22 protein-coding genes and 1 tRNA gene are annotated in these 23,299 nt (G+C 62.7%); 13 read left to right on the top strand and 10 right to left on the bottom strand.

Annotation, left to right across the window (positions count from 1 at the left end; translation table 11 throughout):
* Both ACFE70_RS18545 and ACFE70_RS18540 read right to left on the bottom strand, forming a co-directional pair.
* Window positions 1-446 (bottom strand): PASTA domain-containing protein (locus ACFE70_RS18545; RefSeq protein ID WP_375419278.1); only part of this gene is annotated, 446 nt, incomplete at its 3' end.
* Window positions 447-539: 93 nt separating this feature from the next.
* The gene (locus ACFE70_RS18540; protein WP_375419277.1) at window positions 540-3,323 is read right to left on the bottom strand and encodes a D-alanine--D-alanine ligase; all 2,784 of its coding nucleotides are present in this window, start codon (window positions 3,321-3,323) and stop codon (window positions 540-542) included.
* Window positions 3,324-3,630: 307 nt separating this feature from the next.
* On the opposite strand from ACFE70_RS18540, the gene ACFE70_RS18535 reads away from it, so the two are divergent.
* Both ACFE70_RS18535 and ACFE70_RS18530 read left to right on the top strand, forming a co-directional pair.
* Window positions 3,631-4,821, top strand: a complete 1,191-nt coding sequence (locus tag ACFE70_RS18535) for a phosphoglycerate kinase (protein WP_375419276.1) — start codon at window positions 3,631-3,633, stop codon at window positions 4,819-4,821.
* A 207-nt stretch (window positions 4,822-5,028) separates the two neighbouring features.
* Window positions 5,029-5,610, top strand: a complete 582-nt coding sequence (locus tag ACFE70_RS18530; RefSeq protein WP_375419275.1) for a beta-class carbonic anhydrase — start codon at window positions 5,029-5,031, stop codon at window positions 5,608-5,610.
* Window positions 5,611-5,706: 96 nt separating this feature from the next.
* Here the strand turns inward: ACFE70_RS18530 and ACFE70_RS18525 are convergent, their stop codons facing one another.
* From ACFE70_RS18525 to ACFE70_RS18510, 4 genes are all read right to left on the bottom strand, one after another.
* Complete coding sequence (locus ACFE70_RS18525; RefSeq protein ID WP_375419274.1) at window positions 5,707-6,054, bottom strand: hypothetical protein; 348 nt, start codon at window positions 6,052-6,054, stop codon at window positions 5,707-5,709.
* An 83-nt stretch (window positions 6,055-6,137) separates the two neighbouring features.
* Window positions 6,138-6,776, bottom strand: a complete 639-nt coding sequence (locus tag ACFE70_RS18520) for a hypothetical protein (protein ID WP_375419273.1) — start codon at window positions 6,774-6,776, stop codon at window positions 6,138-6,140.
* 87 nt (window positions 6,777-6,863) lie between these two features.
* On the bottom strand, window positions 6,864-8,141 hold the full coding sequence (locus tag ACFE70_RS18515; protein WP_375419272.1) for a site-2 protease family protein: 1,278 nt from the start codon (window positions 8,139-8,141) through the stop codon (window positions 6,864-6,866).
* The gene (locus ACFE70_RS18510) at window positions 8,107-8,763 is read right to left on the bottom strand and encodes an HAD family hydrolase (RefSeq protein WP_375419271.1); all 657 of its coding nucleotides are present in this window, start codon (window positions 8,761-8,763) and stop codon (window positions 8,107-8,109) included. The genes ACFE70_RS18515 and ACFE70_RS18510 overlap by 35 nt, the downstream gene beginning before the upstream one ends.
* Window positions 8,764-8,961: 198 nt before the next feature.
* On the opposite strand from ACFE70_RS18510, the gene ACFE70_RS18505 reads away from it, so the two are divergent.
* Window positions 8,962-9,035, top strand: a tRNA-Ile gene (locus ACFE70_RS18505).
* A gap of 393 nt (window positions 9,036-9,428) precedes the next feature.
* On the opposite strand, the gene ACFE70_RS18500 is transcribed toward ACFE70_RS18505, so the two are convergent.
* The 3 genes from ACFE70_RS18500 to ACFE70_RS18490 form a co-directional block, all read right to left on the bottom strand.
* Window positions 9,429-9,704: an integrase core domain-containing protein gene (locus ACFE70_RS18500; RefSeq protein ID WP_375419270.1), complete on the bottom strand. Its 276-nt coding sequence runs from the start codon at window positions 9,702-9,704 to the stop codon at window positions 9,429-9,431.
* Between the two features lie 21 nt (window positions 9,705-9,725).
* Window positions 9,726-10,394, bottom strand: a complete 669-nt coding sequence (locus tag ACFE70_RS18495; protein ID WP_375419269.1) for an IS3 family transposase — start codon at window positions 10,392-10,394, stop codon at window positions 9,726-9,728.
* A gap of 92 nt (window positions 10,395-10,486) precedes the next feature.
* Entirely contained in the window at window positions 10,487-10,630 is a 144-nt protein-coding gene (locus tag ACFE70_RS18490) for a hypothetical protein (RefSeq protein ID WP_375419268.1), read from the bottom strand.
* Between the two features lie 223 nt (window positions 10,631-10,853).
* Between ACFE70_RS18490 and ACFE70_RS18485 the strand changes: the two genes are divergently transcribed.
* From ACFE70_RS18485 to ACFE70_RS18475, 3 genes are all read left to right on the top strand, one after another.
* Window positions 10,854-13,178 (top strand): xanthine dehydrogenase family protein molybdopterin-binding subunit, encoded by a 2,325-nt coding sequence (locus ACFE70_RS18485; protein ID WP_375419267.1) that lies wholly within the window; start codon window positions 10,854-10,856, stop codon window positions 13,176-13,178.
* 375 nt (window positions 13,179-13,553) lie between these two features.
* Window positions 13,554-13,934 carry a nuclear transport factor 2 family protein gene (locus ACFE70_RS18480; protein ID WP_375419266.1) on the top strand — a complete coding sequence of 127 codons (381 nt, stop codon included), beginning with the start codon at window positions 13,554-13,556 and terminating at the stop codon, window positions 13,932-13,934.
* Between the two features lie 360 nt (window positions 13,935-14,294).
* Window positions 14,295-15,593, top strand: a complete 1,299-nt coding sequence (locus ACFE70_RS18475; RefSeq protein WP_375419265.1) for an FAD-dependent oxidoreductase — start codon at window positions 14,295-14,297, stop codon at window positions 15,591-15,593.
* 5 nt (window positions 15,594-15,598) lie between these two features.
* Here ACFE70_RS18475 and ACFE70_RS18470 read toward each other — a convergent pair whose 3' ends face one another.
* A complete protein-coding gene (locus tag ACFE70_RS18470) occupies window positions 15,599-15,970 on the bottom strand; it encodes a winged helix-turn-helix transcriptional regulator (RefSeq protein WP_375419264.1) in 372 nt (123 codons plus the stop codon).
* 212 nt (window positions 15,971-16,182) lie between these two features.
* On the opposite strand from ACFE70_RS18470, the gene ACFE70_RS18465 reads away from it, so the two are divergent.
* The 7 genes from ACFE70_RS18465 (at window position 16,183) to ACFE70_RS18435 (ending at window position 22,800) form a co-directional block, all read left to right on the top strand.
* Window positions 16,183-16,554, top strand: a complete 372-nt coding sequence (locus tag ACFE70_RS18465; RefSeq protein WP_375419263.1) for a VOC family protein — start codon at window positions 16,183-16,185, stop codon at window positions 16,552-16,554.
* 136 nt (window positions 16,555-16,690) lie between these two features.
* Window positions 16,691-17,632 (top strand): alpha/beta fold hydrolase, encoded by a 942-nt coding sequence (locus tag ACFE70_RS18460; protein ID WP_375419262.1) that lies wholly within the window; start codon window positions 16,691-16,693, stop codon window positions 17,630-17,632.
* Between the two features lie 395 nt (window positions 17,633-18,027).
* Window positions 18,028-18,933: a TIGR01777 family oxidoreductase gene (locus tag ACFE70_RS18455; protein WP_375419261.1), complete on the top strand. Its 906-nt coding sequence runs from the start codon at window positions 18,028-18,030 to the stop codon at window positions 18,931-18,933.
* A 40-nt stretch (window positions 18,934-18,973) separates the two neighbouring features.
* Complete coding sequence (locus ACFE70_RS18450) at window positions 18,974-20,215, top strand: putative sensor domain DACNV-containing protein (protein WP_375419260.1); 1,242 nt, start codon at window positions 18,974-18,976, stop codon at window positions 20,213-20,215.
* Between the two features lie 639 nt (window positions 20,216-20,854).
* Window positions 20,855-21,142 (top strand): putative quinol monooxygenase, encoded by a 288-nt coding sequence (locus ACFE70_RS18445; protein ID WP_375419259.1) that lies wholly within the window; start codon window positions 20,855-20,857, stop codon window positions 21,140-21,142.
* Window positions 21,143-21,191: 49 nt separating this feature from the next.
* Complete coding sequence (locus ACFE70_RS18440; protein ID WP_375419258.1) at window positions 21,192-22,028, top strand: SDR family oxidoreductase; 837 nt, start codon at window positions 21,192-21,194, stop codon at window positions 22,026-22,028.
* A gap of 22 nt (window positions 22,029-22,050) precedes the next feature.
* Window positions 22,051-22,800, top strand: a complete 750-nt coding sequence (locus ACFE70_RS18435; protein ID WP_375419257.1) for an SDR family oxidoreductase — start codon at window positions 22,051-22,053, stop codon at window positions 22,798-22,800.
* Window positions 22,801-23,299: the final 499 nt, after the last annotated feature.

Genomic DNA, 23,299 nt, shown 5'->3' with positions numbered 1-23,299 from the left:
TGGGCCAAATCGGGCTTGAGAATAATCTGGCCCACTTCCAGGTCGTAGCTTTTCAAAATCAGCCGCGCGTTCTTCTCCGAGCCGTTGGTGAGCTTGGGCATTTTAATCACCGGCGGGCGCTTCATGGCCACCGACAGGTATATTTTGCGGCCTTCCTTTACCCGCTCGCCGGGCGCGGGGTCCTGGGTGAGCACCGTAAAGGGCTGCGTAGTAGGATTATAACTCGAATCATCGACGAAAAAGCTCAGGCTGCGCTCATCGAGGTATCTTTCGAGCTGAGTCAGGTTCATGCCCGTCACCTTGGGCACGACGATGGTTTCGCCGTGGTTGGTGGTAACGGGCAGATAGACGTAGAAAAAGCCCAGTACCAGCACCGCCGTCGCCAAGCCAATGATGGCCAGATGCTTAACGAGGTCGAGGGGCGTGTTGGCGGAGAAGAAAGACATTTGGTTGGGCGCAAAAACTTAAATTAAGAACGTCATGCAGAGCGCAGCGAAGCATCTCGGGCGGGTAGTAGTTCAATCGTGCGGTCAAGTTGATTAGTGCTGCCCGCGAGATGCTTCGCTGCGCTCTGCAGGATCGCCTTTTTCAGCTCGCTGCTGCCGCTGCTGCCCGAAGTCCAGAATCCGGTCGATAAATCCGTAGGGCGTGTAGCCGGCCAGCGCGGTTTGGTGGAAGATGCAGGTGGCGGGCGTCATGCCGGGTAGGGAATTCACCTCGATGATAATCACCTCGACCTCCCCAGTCTGGCGCACCCGCACGAAGGCATCGATGCGGGCGTAGCCCTGAATATCCAGCACTTCAGCCACGCGGCGCAACACCTTTTTCACCTCGTCGGAGATGCGCTGCCGCTCCTGGGCATCAGCGGCGTAGCGGGCGGGCGTGATGTTCTGGCCCTCGCCGGCCAGGAATTTCTCCTCCAGACTCAGCACCTCGCCGGTCGCCAGCGCCTCGCTGGCTTCGAAGACCTCAATTGCGAACTGGCCGTTTTCGTCGTAGCTGGTGAGCAGGCCGCCCGTTACTTCCAGAAAGTGGGCGGCGCCCTCGCGGCTGATGAGCGTCTCGACCAGAAACGCCTCCTTGCGCGGAAATTCCTCCTTGAAGCCCAGGTGCAGCACCTGGGCCGGGCCGGGCAGCAGCTCGTCCTGGTCGCGGAACATCAGCTCGGCGAAGGCTTGCAGCTCCGGGCGGCTCTTGATTTTCTTCACCGCCGACGAGCAGCCGTCGTCGGCTGGCTTGGCGATGAAGGGGTAGGGAAACTCGGTTTCGAGGCGGCGGAAGAAGCTCTCGGGGTCGGCAGCGTATTCCAGGCGCGGGGCCATGCGGTGGCCGGCCACGCGCAGGCCGGCTTCGCGCAGGCGCTGGTTGGTCTCGAACTTATTGATGGTGACGGCGCTAGCGGCCACGCCGGAGCCGTTGTAGGGCAGGCCCAGCTTTTCCAGCTGCTGCTGCAAGGCGCCGTCCTCGCCGGGGCGGCCGTGCAGGGCGATAAACACCTCGTCGGCTATTTCGGCCAGCTCCGCAAACGAGAGGCGGCGCGGCTGGGCCACGGGCTGCCCGGCGTAGGTGCCGGTGATGCCCTGGGCCTCGCGGCGGATGCGGGCCAGCACCGGGTGCAACGGTTCGCCGGCCTCGGCGTGCTCGATCTTCTCGCGGATGTCGTCGGCGTTGTCCTTGAGCATCACGTTGATAGGCAGCACGTAGAGCCGGAACTCCTGCGAGTTGCCGGCCAGAAACACCGGCACTGGCGCGTACTTCACGCTGGAGCTGAGCTTCTCGTAGATGTTGCGCCCGCTCTCGACCGAAATGTGCCGCTCGGAGGAGTAGCCGCCCATAATCACGGCCACCCGGAGGCGCTCGGCGGCCTCGTGCTGCCGGGCGGTCACGGCCGCGTCCAGCTTTTGCAGCTGCCCGGCCAGCCGCACCGGCCGCATCCCAGCGCGGCGGCGGGCGGCCAGCGACGTGCGAATCAGGTAGGTCAGAAACTGGCTCGGATTGAGCCCGATTTCAGCCGCCTGATGGAAGAAGAATGAGGCCGGCAACATGCCGGAGGTCGTGTTCGGGTCGTTGAGAAAGATGGTACCGTCGGCCTGAATAAAGCCATCCAAACGCGCATATACTTGAAAGCCAAACGTGCGGAACATGGCCTGGCACTGCTGCCGGATGCGCTCAATATCGGCCTCGGGCAAATCAATAGGCGTGATTTTGCGGGCCAGGCCGGGCAGGTACTTGGCGCGGTAGTCGAACACCTCGGTGCCCTTCACAATCTCGGTGGGGGGTAGGGCCAGTGGCGCGCCGTCCTCGTTTTCCACCACAATGCAGCTGAACTCGCGGCCGGCCACGAAGCTTTCGATGAGCACCTGGGTTTCGCCCGTCGTGCTGGCCAGCACGACGGCTTCGGTGCCGCTGGCGAAGGCAGTGGTGAGGGCGTCGAGTAGCGCCTCGGGGTGGATTATTAATGAGGAATTAGGAATGAGGAATGAAGAGTTATCACCGGCAGGTAATTCCTCATTAAGCGTCAGCGTAACCGGCAGCCCGATGCCTTCCCGAATATCAGCCAGTTGGCGCACCCAGGCCAGGCGGCCGTTTTCGTCCAGCGCCTCCCACTCGGCGCGGGGCAGGGTGCGGCGAAACAGGCTGCGCTCGACGGCAGCCTCGAACCGGGCCAAATCTGCTTCTTTCAGAATAGAGACGCCGATGCTGCTGCCCTGCCGCGGCGCCTTGAACACCAGCGGCAAACCCAGCTCGCGGCTCAGGTAAGCCAGGGTGGCGGCGTGGTCGGTGCGGTCCCACTCTTCGGCCGTGATGACGCGGAAATGGGGGGTAGGCAGGCCAGTAGCCTGGAGCAGCTTTTTCTGCGCTATTTTATCAATGCCGAACGCCGAGGGCAGAATGCCGGAGCCCGAATACGGGATGCCCAGCCACTCCAGCACACCTTGGATGGCGCCATCCTCGCCGCCCGGCCCGTGCAGGGCCAGGAAGGCGAAGTCCATCAGGCCCGGCAGCTCGCTGACTTCCAGGCGGCGGCCGACGTGGCTGATTAGCTGCTGCCACTCGGCCTCGCTCAGCTCGCCCAGGCTCTCGGCATACACCTGCCAGGGGTGGCGGGAGGGGGGTAGGGACGCCACGGGCGGGTAGAAATCCCGAATCGTGCCTTGGTAGATGTACTGCCAGTCGAGCAAAATAAAGTGCCCCACGCTATCCACGAAGATGGGTACGGGCTCGAACAGGGCCTTATCCAGATTATCATACACGGTGCGCCCGCCGGCAAAAGAAATCTCGCGCTCGCGCGACGGGCCGCCGAAAAAAATGCCGATTTTCATAAGTAGGGCAAAGGTAAGGCCCGCAAAGAACGACAAGCTCCCCTCCTTTTTTAAGGAGGGGATGTTTCCGCGCAGCGGAAACGGGGGTAGTGAAGGTCGTTGAACTGCTAAATCAAAACAATACCCGAACCAGGAGTTTGGCGCTAGCTCCCTACCCCCCTTGTTGTTCGGGAAGTCGTTTTGATTTAGCTGTTCAACGACGCGCACCACCCCAGTCCGCGCTGCGCGCGAACGTCCCCTCCTCAAAAGAGGAGGGGAGTTGTCGTACTACTTTGCAGCCTCAACCAATCCCTACCCCCCTTTCCCGATGAAAACCCTCGACCAGTTCAACTTTGCCGGCCACCGGGCCGTGGTGCGCGTCGATTTCAACGTGCCGCTCGACGCCGGGCTGCGCATCACCGACGACACGCGCATCCGCATGGCCACGCCGACTATTACCAAAATTCTGCAAGATGGCGGCAGTGTGGTGCTGCTCTCGCACCTGGGCCGGCCCAAGGGCGGCTACGAGCAGAAGTTTTCCCTGGAAAGCCTGGTGGCGCGCCTCACCGAAGAATACGGCCAGCCGGTGCAGTTTGGCGGCGACGTGCTGGGCCCGCCGGCTACTGATATGGCGGATAAGTTGCAGCCCGGCCAGGTTTTGCTGCTCGATAACGTGCGCTTTCACCAGGAAGAGGAAGCCGGCGACGCGGCCTTCGCGCAGCAGCTGGCTCGCCTCGGCGACGTGTACGTGAACGATGCGTTCGGGGCCGCGCACCGCGCCCACGCCTCCACGGCCGTGATGGCGCAGTACTTTCCGGCCGAAAACCGCGTCGGCGGCTACCTGCTGGCCGGCGAGCTGGACAACGCCCAGAAAGTGCTAGATAACCCCGAGCGGCCGTTCACGGCCATCATGGGCGGGGCCAAGATTTCGGATAAGATTCTGCTGATTGAGCGCCTGCTGGATAAGGTTGACAACCTGCTCATTGGCGGCGGCATGGCCTACACGTTTGCCGTGGCCCAGGGCGGCACGGTGGGCAGCTCGCTGCTCGAAAAAGATAAGGTAGAATTAGCTAAAAGCCTGCTGGAAAAAGCCCAGGCCAAGGGCGTAAACCTGGTCTTGCCCACTGACTCGGTTATCGCGGACCGCTTCGCCAACGACGCCGGCCGGGGCGAGGCCATCAACACCGAAATCCCCGATGGCTGGATGGGCCTCGACCTGGGCCCGGAGAGCCGCGCCGTGTTCGAGGCCGTCATTCGCCAGAGCAAAACCATCCTCTGGAACGGCCCGATGGGCGTGTTTGAGATGGAGAACTTCGCCGCCGGCACCCAGGCCGTGGCCCAGGCCATCGCCGAAGCGACTGAGGCCGGCGCCTTCAGCCTCATCGGCGGCGGCGACTCGGCGGCGGCCGTGCAGCAGATGGGCTTTGCCGAGCGCGTGAGCTACATCAGTACCGGCGGCGGCGCGCTGCTGGAATTCATGGAGGGCAAGGAGCTGCCCGGCGTGACGGCGCTGGGGTAGGAAGGTTGGGGCAGAACGGTTGGAGTAGGAGAGGGGGGTAGGGAATTGCCTGGATGGTTGGCGCCGGCCCGGCGCCCCGGCGGCTGGCAACTTTTAACCTGCTGGTTTGTAGCACTACGACGCTGCGGCGCACTGGCCGGTGGGGCCGGTGCGGCTGCCTTTCCTCCACCAATTCTCTTCAAACCCATTTTTCCCTACCCCCCCGTTATGAGCCAAATTCTTGATGAAGTGCTGGCCGCCAATGCGCAGTACCAGGCCGGCTTCGGCGACAAGGGCAGCCTGGCCTTGCCGCCCGCCCGCCATTTCGCCATCCTCACCTGCATGGACGCCCGCCTCGACCCGGCCAAATATGCCGGCCTGAGTGAGGGCGATGCCCACGTGATTCGCAACGCCGGCGGCCGGGCCAGCGACGATGCCATCCGCTCGCTGGTGATTTCCTACAAGCTGCTCGGCACCCGCGAGTTCTTCGTGATTCACCACACCGACTGCGGGATGCAGTATTTCACCGACGACATCATGCGCGACCTGCTCTCGAAGAGCCTGGAAACGGCCACCGTCGATGAGGCCGGCTGGCACGACGTGGGCCAGGGCCCCGGCTCCGATGAGGCCCAGCACATCTCATTTTTGACTATTAAAGACCTGGCTGGCAGCGTGGTCGGGGACGTGGCCCGCATCCGGCGCCACCCGCTGGTGCCGCCCACCATCCCGGTCTACGGCTACATCTACGACGTGAAATCGGGCCAGCTCATTGAGGTGCCCGAAGCTACGCAGGCCGGTGCCGTCCGATAGGGGCTGCCAGGACCAGCAACGAGCTAAAAAGCCCCGGCTGCGCGTGCAGCCGGGGCTTTGGGTTTTTAGAGGGGTAGGAAAATTCAAACAGGCCGCTCAAGCCTCCTCTTCCAGCATTTTCAGCAGCTCGTCGGCGGCGTTCTCGATGTCCTGGTAGCCCTGCTGGGCGGCGCGCTCCTTGACGGCGATGAGGCCGTCGCGGTGCACAGTTTGGAAGTCGCCGTAGGGGAAATGGTAGCGGCCTTTGGTGTCTTCGCCCTTGCTCATATCGAGGCCCAGGTGCCAGTTGGCGTACTCGCCCATCTCGTGCTGGTCGAGGTAGGCGTTTTCCTCGGCCGCTCCGGGGTTGTGCTCGCCCCAGTGGCCTTCGTCGTGCGTGACTTTGCCGTCCTGGATGAGGCGCCGGGCGAAGGTGACGGCGGTCGGATTAAGACAGATACTCATGAGAGGGGAGTAGGGAACTCTGAAATTACGCAGTCGGGCGGGGACGGTTTTCCTGCTCCGCGCATCGCGCGCATCCTGGCTCTCTAATTTACAAACAGCCCCTCCAATTCCTGACCCATGCCGCGCAGCGTGGCTTGCGGCAACTGACCGGTGAGGCGGGTGGTGAGGGCGCGGGCCTCGGCGGAGTTGAGCACGCCCAGGTCGCGCAGCCAGGCCAGGCGGCGCAGCTGCGGCTCGATGCTGCCCAGGGGGTTGACGCGGGCGTAGCGCTGGCGCAAGTGGGCCTTGGTGTGGGCTTCGAGCGCCGCCACGAAGGCTTGCAGCTCGCGGCGGTCGTGGCGGCGGTGGGCCAGCACCACGTGCAGGCGCGGCGTGCGCAGCACCACCGGCCGCCACCAGTTTTGCAGGCCGTAGAGTCCGAAGCCCGCCAGCACCAGGCCCGTGCCATACGCCCAGGCCGTGAGGTCGGTAGGGGCGGCCGGATGGCCCGTGAGGTAGCTGGCGGCGTACACGGCGAAGTAGCCCAGGGCGAAGACCAGCCCAAAAATTTCGCGGCGGGCCCCGGCGCGCGGCTTGTCCAGCTGCACCGGCAGCAGCTCCTCGTAGAGCATTTCCGCCTCCAGCTTCAGCCGGCCCTGACCGTCGCGCTGGGCCACGTGCAGGCCGTGGGTGCGCAGGCTGAGCGTGGTGGAGCGGGTGAGCTGGCGCTGGTGAAACTGCATGGGATAGGAAAAGTAGCGCGGACTGTATAGCCCGCGAAACGAACGGTTAAGCGGCGCACTCGCCGACTGCAAAGTCCGCGCTACAAATTACTTAAAAGGGGTGGGCGTGAAGCAGAGTACAAAAATACCAATCAGCAGCCAGCCCAGCACCCGGCGGCCGGGGCTGAGCGGGCTTTCGTTGGGGGCGGGCGGGTGGTAGATGCCGGTCAGGCGGCTTAGCACCAGGCCGAACACCAGCCAGCCGGGGTTGCCCAGCACGCCGGGCACGGCCAGCGTGAGCGCCAGCTGCGCCAGCCACACGGCCCCGCCCAGCAGCACCGCCCGCCGCCAGCCCGGCAGCACCCGCCGGAACACCACGAACAGATACAGCGCATACGGTGCGGCCCAGTAGAGCCAGGTTTCGCGGTCGGTGCTGAGCGAGAACAACCCCAGGCCCGCGTAGAAGATAAAGCCCGTGAAGAACAAAGTGCTCAGCCGGTTGAAGCGGCGGTGGCCAAGCAGGCCGTAGAGAATATGGCCGCCGTCGAGCTGGCCGATGGGCAGCAGATTCAGGGCCGTGAAGAATAGGGCCAGCGCCCCGGCCAGCAGCACCGGGTAGTGGAGCAGCTCCAGCGGATGAGGCAGGCGGGTGGGGTCGGCGAGGGTGACTTCCAGCAGCTGGTAGAGCAGCGGCTTGGCCAGGGTGAGGCCCTGGGCTGCGGCGTTAGGGCCGTACACGAACTGGGGGTAGGCCGAACCGAACCGGGCGTATTCGGGGTGAATCTTGAACAGATACTCTTCCAGCGGCGGCAAGCTCAGGAAGCCATAAATCAGTACCGGCACCGCCACCAGAAAGCCCGCCAGCGGCCCGGCCAGGCCAATATCAAAAAACTCGCGCCGCGCGAACAGCCGCTCCTTGAGCCGGATGACGGCCCCGAACGTGCCCAGTCCGAGCGGAAACGGAATAAAATACGGCAGCGACGAGCGCACGCGGTTGGCCCGCGCTGTGAAATAATGCCCGAACTCGTGCACCGTGAGCACGCCTAGAAACGGCACCGCAAACCATAGCCCGCGCGCCCACTCCGCGGCCGGCAGCGTTCCTAGCTCCAAAATGGGCAGCAACCCCAGTCCGCCACGCGTGAGCTGCACGCCGGCCAGCGTGGTGGTGAAGAGCGTAATCAGGAACAAGCCTAGGTGCAGCGCGTAGGTGCGCCAGCGTGGCGGCTCCGCATCGGCAACAAAACGCTCAAAGCCCAGCTCGGCGGCTGTCGGGACGGGCGCCGAGCTGATGATTTCGGGGAAGAGGGGGGGTAGGGAAGGGGCGTTGCTGGCCGGCTCGTGGGGGTTGGGCTCAGGCGGGGGGGTAGGCGGCGTCGGGAAAGGCACGGAGAGCGGCGGGCAGGGCGGCGGTGAGGGTGAGGGGCGGGGCCAGGTGCAGCACCCGCAGGCCCAGGCGGTGGGCCGTGGCCACGTGCTGGGGGCTGTCTTCGATGAATAACACGTCTTCGGCCCGCCAGTTCATTTCTTGCAGCGCGTGCCGGAAAATAGCCTCGCCGGGCTTGCGCAGGCCTATTTCCTGCGAGTAGAACACGCGGTCGAGGCAGTCGGCGATGCCGTTTTTAAGGCCGTACTCGGCGGCCAGACGGCGGTTTATTTCCTCGATGTGCAGCACGTTGGTGTTGGAGAGCAGCGCGGTCTGATGGCCCCGCTTGCGCAGCTCGGCCAGCAGGGCCAGGCGCTCGGCGGGCACGTCAAGCAGCATGGCGTGCCAGGCGGCGTCCAGCTCCTCGTCGGTCGCGTCGAGGTCGTAGTGCTGGCGCAGGCCGGCGCGAAACTCGGCCGGCGAGATATGGCCGGTTTCGAGCAAGTCGAACAGCTCGGCCTGGCTGGCCTGGTTGAACTCGGCTCCGCGTCCGGCCCGGCTCAGGCGGCGCACGGCCTCCACGGTGCGCTGGTAGTCGATGTTGATGATAACGCCGCCGAAATCAAAGAGCAGGTGCGGGAGCATAGCTTTTTCAGTTATGAATTATGAGTTGCGAATTATAAGTTGACGGAAGGCTCGTTGAACGGCACTGTGGAACACTGCGTAAAATAAACCCAGCGTCATTTCTGGAGCTGAAGCGCCACGAAGTTGGCCGGCTGGCAGCAATTCCCGTACTTTGCAGGGTCATCCGCCGTGCTGAAAAGCAATGCGGCGGTCGGCACCGGGCCTATAGCTCAATCGGTTAGAGCAGCTGACTCATAATCAGCAGGTCCTTGGTTCGATTCCAAGTGGGCCCACCCAATCGGACTGCCGGTCAGAATTGACTGGTAGTCCTTTTTTTTGCCCGTTGCTAACGGCTGACAATCCGCTGATTAGCTCGAAAATAACGTTAGGCCGGCCGGTTCGATAAAGCTGGCGCAGCTTTACGGCTTGAGCGTGGCAGAACTATGCGCCTTCCAGCCGGCCCCCATAGCCTCCCAGCAAAAGCAGGTAGTGAAGCACCTACTGGCCCGCTTGGCCGCTGCCGAACGTGAAATCAAACAGAAGAACCAGGCACTGAGTGAAATGAGCAGCTTTTTCGCCGACCTCAACCAGTTGCTACGCGACACGGCGTCCCCTGAGGTGGTCGGGTAAATCAGGACAGAATAGGGTCTTATCTTTCGAATGTCATGAAAGATGAGGTGGTCCGTTTAGGCTGGACAGTTTAGGGCGTTAAGGTGAAGAAGCTGTTGGTGAGCGTGATACGGCGTTTGGTAGTCAATACTGGAGTGTAGGCGCTGGTGATTATAGTAGTCAAAATAATGAGCCACGCTAGCCTGGGCATCGGCCAGGTCCGCAAAAACGGGCCGCTCGCGGAGTTCGAGCACCTCTGTTTTGAGCCGGGACCAGAGGCTCTCGGCGTGGGCGTTATCGTAGCAGTCGCCGCGACGGCGCTGCGAGCGCACGGCCTCGTGGTCGTGGAGCAAGGTGCGATACGCGTTGCCGCACTACTGCCCACCGCGGTCGGAATGCACGACTAGGCCTGGCATGGGCGGCTGCGCCCAAAAAGCGCGCTGCAAGGCACTGGTCACCAGTTCTTCGGGCATCGTGGCCCCGATCTGCCAGCCGACTACTTGCTTGCTGACCATATCCTGATACGCGCACAGGTCAGCCCAGTCCCTGTTGGCCAGGGGCAAGTATGTGAGGTCGCTGACCCATACCTGGTTAGCCTGCGTAGGCTTAGGTTGGTTGAGCAGCCGGCTGGGCGCGCAACGCAGCCCGTGGGTCGAGTCGGTCGTGCGGGGCGTGAAGGCCTTGGGTTGCAGCGCCTGCAGGCCTCGTCGGCGCATGGCTGCGCGCAGGCGCTGGCGACCGACGCGGTAGCCCTTACCGCGCAAGGCGACCTGCAGCCGGTGGGTGCCGTAGCGGCGTTTGTGCCGGCCAAAGACCTTAATCAGGGCGGTTTCCCAAGCAGGTGGTTCACAAGTAGCTGCTTGCTGCTGAGTATGTTGCCAGGCGTAATAGCCACTGGGCGACACCCCCAGCACCTGGCAAAGCAGGCGCACCCGATGGGTGCCGCGCTGCCCCTCGATAAAGCGGTAGCGGCTCATTGGTCCGGTGTCTGCGAGAAGATGGCAATGGCTTTTTTTAAAATCTCCAACTCCTGGGCCTGCCACCGATTGGCGGCCCGCCGTTGGCGTAGCTCAGCGGCGGTAACCGGGTCCAACTCCGCCCCACGGGCCGCCGCCGGCGTGAGCGCTTCTTTTTGCTACTTGTACAGCAGCTTCGAATTGCTATTCAAGGCGCGGGCGGCGGCCGGCGTGGAGCGGCTTTCGCCCGCCAAGTGCAGGGCTTCGGCCCGGAAGGCGGCGTCATAGCGCCGACGTTTGGTGGAGTGAGGGCTGTCTTTCATGATGAAGGAAAGATAAGGCCCTACTCTATCCAGATTTACCCGACCACCCCACCGGACCACTTCAGGTCTACCCCCGGATAAAACCTGATAACAATCAGGTTGGGTGCTAATTATCGTCAGGTTTTATCCGGAAAGCAGCTTCGAATTTTGCCTCAATTCCTATCCTATTGCTGGACCGCTTCAATCCGCTGGTCAACGCCGTCATTTCAATTAGTCCTGCAACATGGCAACTATCAAAGGCAAGCTCCTGGAGGCCACGCAGCAAGTAATGGGGGTGGTGGCCAAACTAGTACCGGAGCCCGCGCCGGATGCGCTGCTTCATGCCAACGAGTTTGTGGGCAGGCCTTACCCGCGGGTGGATGGCCGCTTGAAAGTGACGGGCCAAGCCACGTACAGCGCCGAGCACCGGCTCGCTGGCCTGACTCACGCGGCCCTGGTGCACAGCACTATTGCCAAAGGGCGCATCACGACCCTCGATACCGTCGCGGCCGAGGCCGTGCCCGGCGTGCTGCTGGTGATGACCTACCGCAATGCCCCGCGTCTGAAAGCCCCCGAGCTGGCCTACGCCGTCAGCATGACCAACCCGCTGGCCGGCTCCACGACCACGCTGCCGGTCATGCAGTCGGGCGACATCACCTGGAACGGGCAGGTGGTAGCCGTGGTCGTGGCCGAAACCTTGGAGCTGGCCCGGTACGCCGCCTCGCTGGTGCGCGTAACTTATCAGGAACAGGTGCCCCTCATTTCTTTGGAAGCGAATAAAGGGGCGGCGTTCGTGCCCGACCACGTGGTGTTGGAGCCGGCCGAAGTCAGCAAAGGCGACGCGCAAGCCAACCTGGCGCTCGCCCCGGTCCGGGTGGACGCGGTGTACACCACGCCCTTTCAAAACCACAACGCCCTGGAGCCCCACGCCACGATTGCCGTCTGGCTCGACGAGGCACACCTGACGGTGTATGATTCCACCCAGTACCCTTCTGGCGTGAAGGAGGCGCTGGTGGAGATGTTCAAGCTGAAACCAGACGGGGTGCGGGTGATTACCGACTTTGTGGGCGGAGCCTTCGGGGGCAAGGTCGCTATGTGGCAGCACGTGCCGCTGGCCGCCGCCGCCGCCCGGCTGGTCCAGCGCCCGGTTAAACTCAACCTGACGCGGGCGGCAGTCAACTTCACGGTCGGCGGGCGGTCCCGGACCGAGCAGCGCGTGGCCCTGGGCGCGACGCGGGATGGGCAGCTCACGGCGCTGCTGCACACGGGCTACAGCATGTGCACCCAGGACGTGTTTGCCGAGCAATACACGATGCTGGCCCGCCACCTGTACGCCGCGCCCAACATCTACCTGCAACAGAAAGTCGTGCGGCTCGACCGGGTGCAGAACTCCTTCATGAGGGCCCCCGGCGAAACCCCCGGCAGCTTCGCCCTGGAATCGGCCGTGGACGAGCTGGCCCATGCGCTGGGCCTGGACCCGCTGGAACTGCGCCGGCGCAACGAGCCGGACCGGGACCCTATCCACGACACGCCTTTTTCCAGCCGCGCGCTAACGCAAGCCTACGCGCTGGGCGCCGAAAAATTCAACTGGGCGCCGCAGCGGCCCGCCCCCGGCACTACCCGCGAAGGCGAGTGGCTGGTGGGCACGGGCGTGGCCAGCGCCTGGTACCCCACCCAGCCGCTGCCCGTGACGGTGCGCACCCGCCTCACGGCCGATGGCAAGGTGACGGTGTTCACCTCGTCCGTAGAAATGGGAGTGGGCGCGGCCACGGTGCAGACCCAGCACATAGCCGAGCGCTTTGGCGTGCCTTTCGAGCGGGCGCAATACGTCCACGGCGATTCAGATTTGCCGGTGTCGCGCGCCATGGGGGGCTCGTCGGCCACCGCGGCGGTGGGCTCGGCCATCCAGGCCGCGGCCGAAAAGCTGATAGATGAACTGCTCAAGCTGGCCGGCAAGAACAAGGAGTCGCCGCTTTATAAAGCCGACCGCGCCGCGGTGGTGCTCCGGGCCGGCGGACTCTACCTCAGGGACGAACCCACCACGGGGGCCTCGTTCGCAGCCATTCTGGCCGGGCAAAAAGAGTCGTTTATTGAAGTCGACGGGGATTCTGCCTCGCCCACGCGGAGCGCAAAATACTCGATGGGCTCCTACGGGGTGCATTTTTGCGAGGTGCGGGTCCACGCCGAAACGCGCCAAGTGCGGGTGGCGCGGTTCCTGTCGGTGATGGACTGCGGGCGCATCCTCAACCCCCGCACGGCCCGTTCCCAGATTATGGGCGGCGTGGTGATGGGCATCGGCATGGCCCTGATGGAGGAATCGGTGACGGACGAGCGCACGGGCCGGCTGATGAACCCCACGCTGGGTGAATACCACGTGCCCGTCCACGCCGACATCCCCGCCCTCGATGTTCACTTTCTCGACGTACCCGACCCGCACGCGACGCTGGGCGTGAAGAGCGTGGGCGAAATCGGCATCGTGGGCGTGGCCGCGGCCGTGGCCAACGCGGTGTTCCAGGCTACTGGCATTCGGGTCCGCGACTTGCCCATCACGGTCGAGAAGCTGCTCTAAGGGGTAAAGTGAATACTTCAGGCCGTACCCGACAAGGCTGGTGTTGCTGCCCAGCAGTCCTGTTTTTAATCGAGATGCGAAACAGCGCCTTTTAAGATTGGCTGCTTCATTTTTGGCAAGCACTTGGCTTGCTTCAATTCCCCAGGCAAAGCTGGGGTAGTCCAGCCAAGCCAAGCCTTATTGAAGTGTGGCACAGTTGCAAAGTTTTATAGTTGCAATGTGGCAAGACAACCGAGGCTGAGTCAGACTGTCTGGCGTTGTAATAGGTACTGTGGAGGACTGGTTGTCAGCCCGGCTACAGACCACTCCCATCGAGCAATTCGGTTTTGCGCTCACGCCAAAAATTGTGATTCCCTACCCCCTTCCCTGCTTGAGATGACTATTTTGAACCGTGCCGCCGTGGTGCAACAGTACGCCCAAGCGTGGGCCGAGCCCGATGCCGCGAAGCTAGGCCGGTTGCTGCCGAACTTTTGGACCCCCGATTCGACCTACGAGGACCCCAACACCAGCCCGCCCGTGCGCGGGCTGGCGGGGCTCATCCGCAAAATTGAAGAATACCACGCCACCTCACCCGGCGCGCAGATGCTGCTCAATAGCCAAGTGGAAGAATTCAATGGAGTAGGACGGTTTCACTGGATTCAGCGCCGGGCCGATGGCACTACCCTGTACGGCACCGATTTTGTCGAATTTGACGCCCAGAACCACTTGGTGCGGGTCACCGGCTTTTTCAACCATTTGCCTCTCCTGCAGCACTAAAGCCTGCATTCCGAGTTGGTACTCCCGCGGCTCCCTGGCCGCGACGGATGGGTAAAAGACGCGGAGCTTCTGTCAGTAATGGAGGGGAAGCTGGGTTCCCGGCCATAACCCGCCTTCCGACGGGCTTTCCTTTTGACCTTCATCAAGGTAATACGAAGCTGCTGGCCCTCACCTTTTAGTGAGTCATAGGATGGAGGTTGGCCAAGGCGGTCCTTTGCATGGGCAATCCGAGACCTGCTTCAGGGCGCCGCAAGCCCACTCTTACCAGTCGTTTGATTGAGCTGAACGGGTAGCAAGCCCAACGGCCTGGCGGGCTAAGCCAAATCCCTACGCTTCCAGACAAACGTTAAATTCTTCTCTATGACTTCGCCCGAATTGTTTGACGTGATTGTAATTGGCGGCGGTGCGGCTGGCGTAGGGGCCGCCGTCGGGGCGGCGCAGGCCGGAGCCCGCACGCTTCTCGTGGAGAGCGGCCCTTGCCTGGGGGGCGCCGCAACCCAGAAAAACGTGCTGACCTACTGCGGCCTCTACACGCAGGGCACGCCGGCGTACCAGGCGGTTGGCGGCGTGGGTGAGCAAGTCCTGGCCCACCTGCGCCAGGTGGGCGGCATTCAGGCACCGATACGGATTTCAGAGCCCAGCAATGCCGTGATTGCCCTTATCGACCCGGAAGCCGTGAAGCTGGCCCTGGACCAAGTGGTGCAAATCCCGAACCTCGACGTGCTGCTGCACACCATGCTGGTTGGCGCCGAGCGGGTGGGTGAGTGCTTGCATAGCGTTACGCTGCAAGATGACCGAGGGCCGCGCCAAGTGGTGGGCCGCGCGTTCGTGGACGCGAGCGGCGAAGGCGACCTGGCGGCATTCGGCGGCGCGTCCGTGCGCTACGGCAACCATAACGTGGCGCAGGCGGGCACGCTCGGCGTGCGCTTTGGCGGCATCCGGCCGGGCGCGGACCAGAGCAGTAAGCGCTGGGCGCAAGCCATTCGCGAAGCCAAGCAGCAAGGCAACAGCCTGTTGACGAAAGAAGACGGCCTGGTGCTGCCCATTCCCGTTTCCGGCGATTTGATGACCTACCTTATCGATGCCACCTACGATGCGCTGGACAGCGCCAGCATTACCCAAGCCGAAATGGCCGGGCGCGCCCGGGCCTGGGCGTACCTGGCGGCCATCAAAACGATTCCCGGTTACGAACAGGCCTACATCGTGTCCACGGGGCCAAAATTCGGCACCCGGGAATCGCGCCACGTGAACGGACACTACCAGGTGACGGAGGCCGACGTGACGAGTGGCGCGCGGCACGCCGATGTGATTGCGCTCGGCGCCTGGCCGATTGAGTACCACCCCGAAGGCGATAAGCCGGTCGTGTGGAAAGAAATCAAGGACGACGGCACCTTCGACATCCCGTTGCGGGCGCTGACGAGCGAGAACACGCCCAACCTCTACGCCGCCGGGCGGCTGGTCGATGGCGACGGGGGCGGGGGCAGCGCCCTGCGCGTGATGGGCACCAGCTTCGCCACCGGGCAGGCCGCGGGCGTGGCCGCTGCGCTCCTGGCCCGGGGCAGCCACGAAATCGCTGCCATTCAGGCCGAATTGGAGCGGCAAGGCGCCCGGCTACGCGCCGGGCAACTGGAAGTGGTTGCTACCGAAGCCCTGGCTTAAACCAGTTAGTGGGCGGTGGAACTGCTGGGAAACTCGTTTTCCCAGTCCGTTAGGCTCTTCATAATGGCGAGCAGGGCAACTCCCTTGGGCGTGGCAAAGTAGCGCACCTGCGGCGGCACCGCGTCCCGGTCCGTTTCTTTTACTACCAGGTCTTCCAACTCTAATTCGCGCAGCCGCAAGCCCAGGACGTGGTCGGCCAGCGTCGGAAATAAGTCCTTAAGCAGGCTGAAGCGGTTCTGGCCCTGGTGGATGCAAAAGAGCACCTGCATTTTCCAGCGGGGGCTGAGCCGCTCCAGGGTTTCGTTGACCACGCAGGCATTGCGCAGCACGGTCTGGTTGGAATAATTAGTGGAGGTTTCCTTGCGCAGCGTGGCCATAACAAATGAGATAAGGGGTAGGCACTCACCTGCCCGAGCTAATCAATGAAAGCCGCTGGCAGAGGTCTTCGACAGCCTCCTAACCGCTTCCTACCCGAAAGTATTCAACCTAGCCTATTACAGCGGGGGGCGCAGCCACTCGGCAGCCCGTCCTACCCGCCAACCATTCCTTCATTCATCCCGGTGCAACGCACCTTTTTACGCCCAAAATCATGATTCTAAAAACCTATGCGCGCGTGTTCACTAACGACCTCGCCGCTTCCTTGCCTTTGTTTCAGCAACTCATCGGCCGCGAGCCGGACGTGCGCTTTACGTACGGGGAGTGGGAGATCGTCGGCATTGGCGACATTCTGCTGGTAGCCGGCACCGACGAGGCACTGGCTCCGATTCGGGGCAGCTACGGGCCCCTCATCGTCGACGATTTAGCGGCCACCCAGCTTCAATTGGAGCAGGCCGGCGCGGTCATCGTGCAGCCGGCCGCGGTGGGCCCCACGGGCACCCTGCTCTACGCCCGGCACCCCGACGGCAGCACCGTTGAATACCTGCAGTTTACGCCCGAATTGGTCAAGCAGATTATCAAGTAGTACCAGTGCTTGGCCAAGGTCCGGCCGGCTTTTCTACCCCCTCCCGGAGAGAAAAAGCTGGTCGGGCCTTTGCGCCGTAGTCTACTACGGGAGCCATTTTAGCTGCCGCTTCCACTACTCTCTTACTTCGTGAGCGATGCTACCCTCCTTCGTCAACCGACTCTTTAGCGCGGTCCACTTTTATGTTGCCCTGGTGGTGACGAGCCTGCTGGTAGGCTATAGCGGCCCGGCACTCCGGGCGCAGGCGCTGGGCAAGCAGGTCTACGCCACGACTCCGGACAGCGTGCGGATAGCCATTCAGGAATACGGCAACCCCCAGGGACCGGAAATTGTCTTTATCCACGGCCTCTTCGGCAGCCACCTGGACTGGCTCAAGCAGCTCGACAGCCCGTTGCTGCGCAACTACCGTTTGATAACCTATGACTTGCGCGGGCACGGCTTGTCCGGCAAACCCGCCGGGGCGGCCTATTACCAACAGGGCAAGCGCTGGGGCGACGAGCTGCACACGGTGTTGGTGGCTACGCATGCCAAGCGGCCCATCATCGTGGCGTGGTCAATGGGCGGGTTGGTGCTTACCAACTACCTGCACACCTACGGCGACGCGCACCTGGCCGGGCTGGTGTACGTGGGCGGCGTCATCGAGCTGAGTGCCGGGCTCATCAAGCCTCGGCCTGAATTGGGCAAGGCGTTGTTTTCGCCGGACCTGCGCACCTACCTCGACGCTACCCGGCAGTACCTGCGGCAGTGCTTTTTCCACCAGCCTGACAGCACCACCTTCGCCCTGTTGGCCGAAGCGGCCGCGATGGCCCTGCCCGCCATGACGCGGGCCGTCAACACGAAGGTGTCGCTTCCCGCCGCCGGCACCCTGCCCCAGGTAAAAGTGCCCGTCCGCCTGATTTATGGCGAGCAAGACGCGCTACTGGAACCCAAAATGGCCGAGCGGGCGCAGCAATTATTACCGCGCGCCGTCCTCACGCGCTACGGCGATACCGGCCACACCCCGTTCTTCGAGCAAGCCGACCGTTTTAACAAAGAGTTAGCTGACTTCGGGCAAGCCAACGCCCGGCCTACGCGCTGAGGCACGAGTGCCTGGCCGTTGCGCAGCCGTGAGAGAAATATTGCCCCCTGAGGGGTTGAATGATGATGCGCCGAATTCAGATAGTAATCAGAGCAGTTCCCAGGTTAGTGTACGCGAAGCCGGGCTTGTGAGCAGCACCCCCTTCTGCCAGCACCTCCTTCGCCGGCCGAAACAGGCAGAGCGCCATGAGCTTCATCTCAGCATGACGTATTTGGTTTGGAATGCTCACTCCACTGCAATGCTTTTGTGAGGCCGAAAAAGAAGCTTTAACTATGCAGCCGGCATTGAAGCTGCTTGCCGAACACGGCCCGCAAGTGACCTCATGTCAGCTAATGCCATAGACCTCCCGGCCCAAGCCCCGACACAACAGCGCCTTACCTGCCTTTCCCCTTTTCATGAACGTCCTCATTACCGGCGGAACGGGCCTTATCGGCACCCGCCTGTCCGAACTGCTTGCCGCCGCCGGCCACCATGTGGCCCTGCTAAGCCGCGAGCCGGCCCCCGGCGGCCCGTACCGCACGTTTGAGTGGAATCCGGCGGCAGGCACCATCGACCCGGCGGCCGTGCCCTTTGCCGACGTGATTGTGAACCTGGCCGGCGCCGGCGTGGCCGAAGGCCGGTGGACCGCGGCCCGCAAGCACGCCCTGCGGGCCAGCCGCGTCGACAGCCTGACCCTGCTGCACCGCGAGCTGGCCCGGCCTGGCCACCACGTGCGGGCCGTGGTTTCGGCCTCGGCCGTCGGCATTTACGGCAACACTGGCGAGCAGCCAGCCACGGAAGACCTGCCCCCGGCCGGCCGGGACTTTCTCGCCACGTTGAGCCGGGACCTGGAGCAGGCTGCGGCGCCCATCGCCGCGTTGGGCATCCGCCTCGTGCTGGCCCGCATCGGCATCGTGCTGAGCACCGCCGGCGGCGCCCTGCCCGCGCTGGCCGGCAGCGTGAAACTCGGCCTCGGGGCCCCCTTGGGCAGCGGCCGGCAGTACCTGTCCTGGATTCACCTCGACGACCTGTGTCGCCTCTTTATCGCCATGCTCACCGACGAGGCCTGGCACGGGCCCTACAACACCCTGGCCCCGCACCCCGTCACCAACGAAGCCTTCACCCGGGTGCTGGCCGAGGTGCTGCACCGCCCGCTCGTGCTGCCCAAGGTGCCGGCGTTCGTGCTCCGGCTGGCCATGGGCGAGCAAAGCGAAATGGTGCTGACCGGCCGCCGGGTGAGCGCCGCGAAAGTGCTGGCCCAGGGCTTTACGTTCGAGCACCCCGAGCTGCGCGAGGCCCTGCAGGCGCTCTACGCCGCCTAAAGCCGGCTACTTCCCAAGCATTTCTACTAAACTATACCCGATGACCCCTGCTTATTATCCCAGCGAAATAGCCGGCGCCCTGCACGAGCGCTGGCCCGCCGCGGGCGTAAACGCCCTGCCCGAGCAGCCCGTGCTGGCGCAGTTCCTGTCGACTATCTACCAGGCCAGCCTGCTGCGGGAGGAAGGGCGCCCCGTGGAATGCCACGTCGTGCTGGCCACGGCAGCACAACTAGCCGCGCCGTTCCCCCTTCCCACCGGCTACCACGTCGTGGCGTTTGGGGAGCCCCGCCCCTGGGACGAGCAGGAAGTCCGGCGGCTGAGCCCGGCCGTGGCGCGGCCTTCGACCCTGCTGGCGGTGCACCAGACGGCGGCGGGGGAACTGGTGCTGTGGGGCCTGCTCGTGACCGATATGCCCTGGGACCACTTGCCGGGGAGCCCGCCCCCCGCCCCGGGCGAGGTGCCCCCGGTGCTGGTGGTGCACGTACAGGGGCCGGGTACGCTGACCTGCTACTGCGGGGCGACCCGCGTGCTGACCCTGCGGGCGGGCCGCGTCGATGGCCACGGGTTTTTGCAGTTTCCCGAGGCCTGGAGCCGCGGGCGCTTCGAGGAAGTGCCGGAAGAATATGCCCGGCTCAGCGGGCTGGCCCAACGGCCCACGGCCGCGCAGTTAGGCCTGATCGGGCTCCTCGGCCAGCACGTGCAGCGTCGGGCGGTGGCGCGGGTGCGAGCCGGCGGCCACGGCGGACTGCTGGTTTTTGTTTCGCCCCAGGCGGTGGCCGAGTTGCTGGCCCCCGGCGGCCTGCTGCAACCTAAATACCCCACGCAAGAGCTCGGCACGGGCGCCCGTTGCGGCCACCTCTTTCTCGCGATTGTGCAGCGACAAACCGAATTGGGCGATGTCAGCTGGGCCTACTACCAGCAGAGCCGCGACGCCACGCTGCGCACCCTGGCCGCGGCGGTCGACCACTTTGCCGACCTGCTCGCCGACCTGATGGCCGTAGACGGGGCGCTGGTCCTAACCAAAAACATGGAACTAGTGGGCTTTGGCGTGGAGATACGCGCCCCGCAAGTAGCCGTGGACCAGGTCTACCGGGCCCTGGATTTGGAAAGCGAGCAGCTGCACGCCGAGCCGGCCGACCAGGGCGGCACCCGCCACCGGGCCGCCTACCGGCTGTGCCTGGCCGCCCCCGATTGCCTGGCCGTTGCCGTCTCGCAGGATGGGGGCGTGCAGCTCGTGCACCACCACGCCGGCAAGATTGTCTTTTGGAGCCAACTCTCCTAGTGGCCGTTAGAAGCAGTAAGCAAGTCATCAGAACGCAACCCGCAACGGACTTATCTTTTCCCGCTTGCGCAGGCAGAAACCTCCTCATTTCTGGAAAACCTGCATTTAGCCGTGGGGATGACGAACCCGCCACCGCTTACCTGTTGCGGCTGGGCACCTGGCCGGTGAGAGGTTCCGGGGCATGTCCCTAGCACCCAGTTGGGCGCAGCAGTGCGGCCCGCTCGCCGGCAGAAAAAAGCTAGGGCCGGCTTCCGGTCCCCTTTGTCTAACCTCACAAAAGCCTCTGGGCAAAGATTCGGCACATTGGTGAAGAAAGTATGACGACTATCACCTGACTTCCTGACGATTATCACTTTTGGAAAGCAGGCGTGTGCGGCTGCCCCGCCGTATACCCAGCAACCGGCTCCCAGTGTCCAGCGCTGGGTTTCTGCCCTCGCTAACCAACCTGTCTACGATGGACAACTCAATCACTTTCAGCCACGCGCCGCTGCACGGCTAGTGGTGGGCAGCCACCCGTGGTTTTTACTGCTTTTTCGGTTGTTTGAATTAAACAAGCATCTGTTTGGGAACAACAAAAGCCGTCTGCCTGGGTGCCAGACCTTTGTCTTAGCAAAATCGCAGTCACTAATTCTCTCACAGATGCTAACGTTTCTCACCACATTCATAGCCAAAAATCAGGCAGCTTCCCACCAGTTGGCCAAGCTGTTAGCGGAACTCAAAGAAAATACGCCCGCGGAGCCCGGCAATTTAAGTTACGAGTCCTTCTCGGTGGCCGACGGTGGCCTGGTATTCTACATCAAAGACAGTTGGGAATCGCAAGAGCAAGTCGACTTGCACAACCAGCAGCTTACCCAGCACGGGTACCTGGCCCAAGTGGCTGAGTTAGTAGCCGTGCCCTTCGAGTCGGTCCGGCTCACCGAAATATGAACGGCCTGAGCTCTCCCTAATTAATAGCATACCATCAACAGGTAAAACCATGAAAAAAACAATTTTGATTACAGGGTCGTCTTCCGGCATTGGAAAGGCGGTGGCCAAGCACTTTGCAGCCAATGACTGGAATGTTATTGCGACCATGCGTTCTCCGGAAAAAGAAACTGACTTGACGCAGCTAGCCAACGTCCTCGTAACCAGGCTTGACGTGCAGGACAAGGCCAGTATGCACCAGGCCATTCAGGCCGGCCTCCAGCGCTTCGGGAAGATTGACGCGCTGCTCAACAATGCCGGGTTCGGCGTCTTTGGGGCCATTGAGCTGGCCACCAGCGAACAGATTCGCCAACAGTTCGAGGTCAACGTGTTCGGCGTGATGGAAATGACCCAAGCCGTGCTGCCGCATTTTCGGGAGAATAAGGCGGGTACCATCCTCAACGTTTCGTCGATGGGCGGGCAGGTAGCCTTTGGCTTAGGCACGCTGTACCACGCCTCCAAATTTGCCATCGAAGGCTTTTCCGAATCTCTTACTTACGAATTGGCCCCCCTGGGCATTACCGTCAAGCTAGTGGAGCCCGGCGTCATTGTTACGGGCTTCAACGAGTCGATGAACCTGGTTTCCCAACCGGGAAATGCTGCTTACGACGAGTTTACCAAAGCCTATTTCGAGCATTGGGGCACGCTGCACCCCGTGCCTACCACGGTGGAAGCCGTGGCGGAGGTAGTGTTTGCCGCGGCTACCGACGGGACGGCACAGTTCCGCTACGTGGCGGGCAAGGAAGCCAAAGCCTACATCAACGTCCGGCAAACCAAAGACGACCAGGCCTACATGCGCTGGATGAAAAACAAGTTCATGCCGGCGGCCTATGCCGAAGCGCGGCCGTAGCTCATTATTAAGTTGTAAACCCATGAAAACTACAGGAAATACCATCCTCATTACCGGCGGGGGAACCGGCGTTGGGCTGGCCGCCGGTAAATTATTCAGTGAAAAAGGCAATCACGTTATCCTGGTCGCCCGCAACGCCGAGCGGTTGGCCCGCGAAGCCGCGAAGCTGCCAAACACGACCGCCATTGCTTGTGACCTGGCCGACGAGCAGGACGTCCGCCGGTTGGTGCGCCGGGTGAAGCAGGAGCACGGCGATTTGAACGTCCTGCTTCTGAACGCGGGCGTCGCCAACCACTACCCCCTGTTTGGGGGCGAAGATGCCTTTGCGCACAGCAAGCAGGAAATGATTACCAACTACCATTCGGCGGTGTTGCTGACCCAGGAGTTGGAACCCTTGCTGCGGGAAAAATCGGAGGCGGCCATTATCATCACGACCTCGGGCGTGGCGTTGGTGCCCGATTTGATGCACCCCACCTACAGCGCTACCAAGGCCGCCCTGCATTCGCTGACCTTGGCCATGCGCCTGGTATTAGAGCGCAAGCGTTCACGCATCAAAGTGTTTGAACTGCTGTTGCCCCTCGTCGATACGCCCTTTGCGCAAGCCATTCAGTCCCCTGACAAGATGCCGGCGGCCGAGGTAGCCGCCGCTATCGTAGCCGGGCTGGAAAAAGACGAGTTTGAAATGCACTTAGGGCCGGTAGCGGGGCTGTACGAGCTGTACCTTCAGTCTCCGCAAAAGGCCCTGCTGGCTATAAACGAAATGACGGGGTAGGCACTGAGCTAAAAAGCGCGGGCACCTGGCCCAAACAAAAAGTATACGCGGGTACTGGCCCGGCTACGTGTTCATCCAACTAATTTTTGCTGGCTTTGGACAGGTCCCATCGGGCGGGCGCTTAGCGAAGTAACTCGTTCAATGCCGTAAAGAAATGCTTCGCTAAGCGCCCGCCCGATGGGCCATACGTGCTGTATTGGATAGATTTTAAGAAGCTGTTTAAGTTAGTAGGTTTGCTGCATCCAGCAAACCTACTAACTTAAACAGCTTCTTAAAGCTTAGAATGAGAGCAGGACTAAGGTTAAGGGCGTGCTTTGTGAGTATAGGTTGACCTACTCGCCGTGACGTCTCTCCGGACCGGGCAGCCCAGTTTCCTCGGCTACCAACAGGAAGGACCCGCTAACGATTTTCCACACTTAAAAAATTGTGCTTTGGACCCTATTATTTTCGCCCAAAACCGTCTCGAAACGACGCGTCACCGGACTAGTTGGCTCGAAGC

Origin of the sequence: uncultured Hymenobacter sp., assembly GCF_964243305.1 — a bacterium.
GTDB lineage: Bacteria > Bacteroidota > Bacteroidia > Cytophagales > Hymenobacteraceae > Hymenobacter.
Note: the sequence above shows the minus strand (reverse complement) of the source record. Positions and strands in the feature narration are given on the sequence as shown.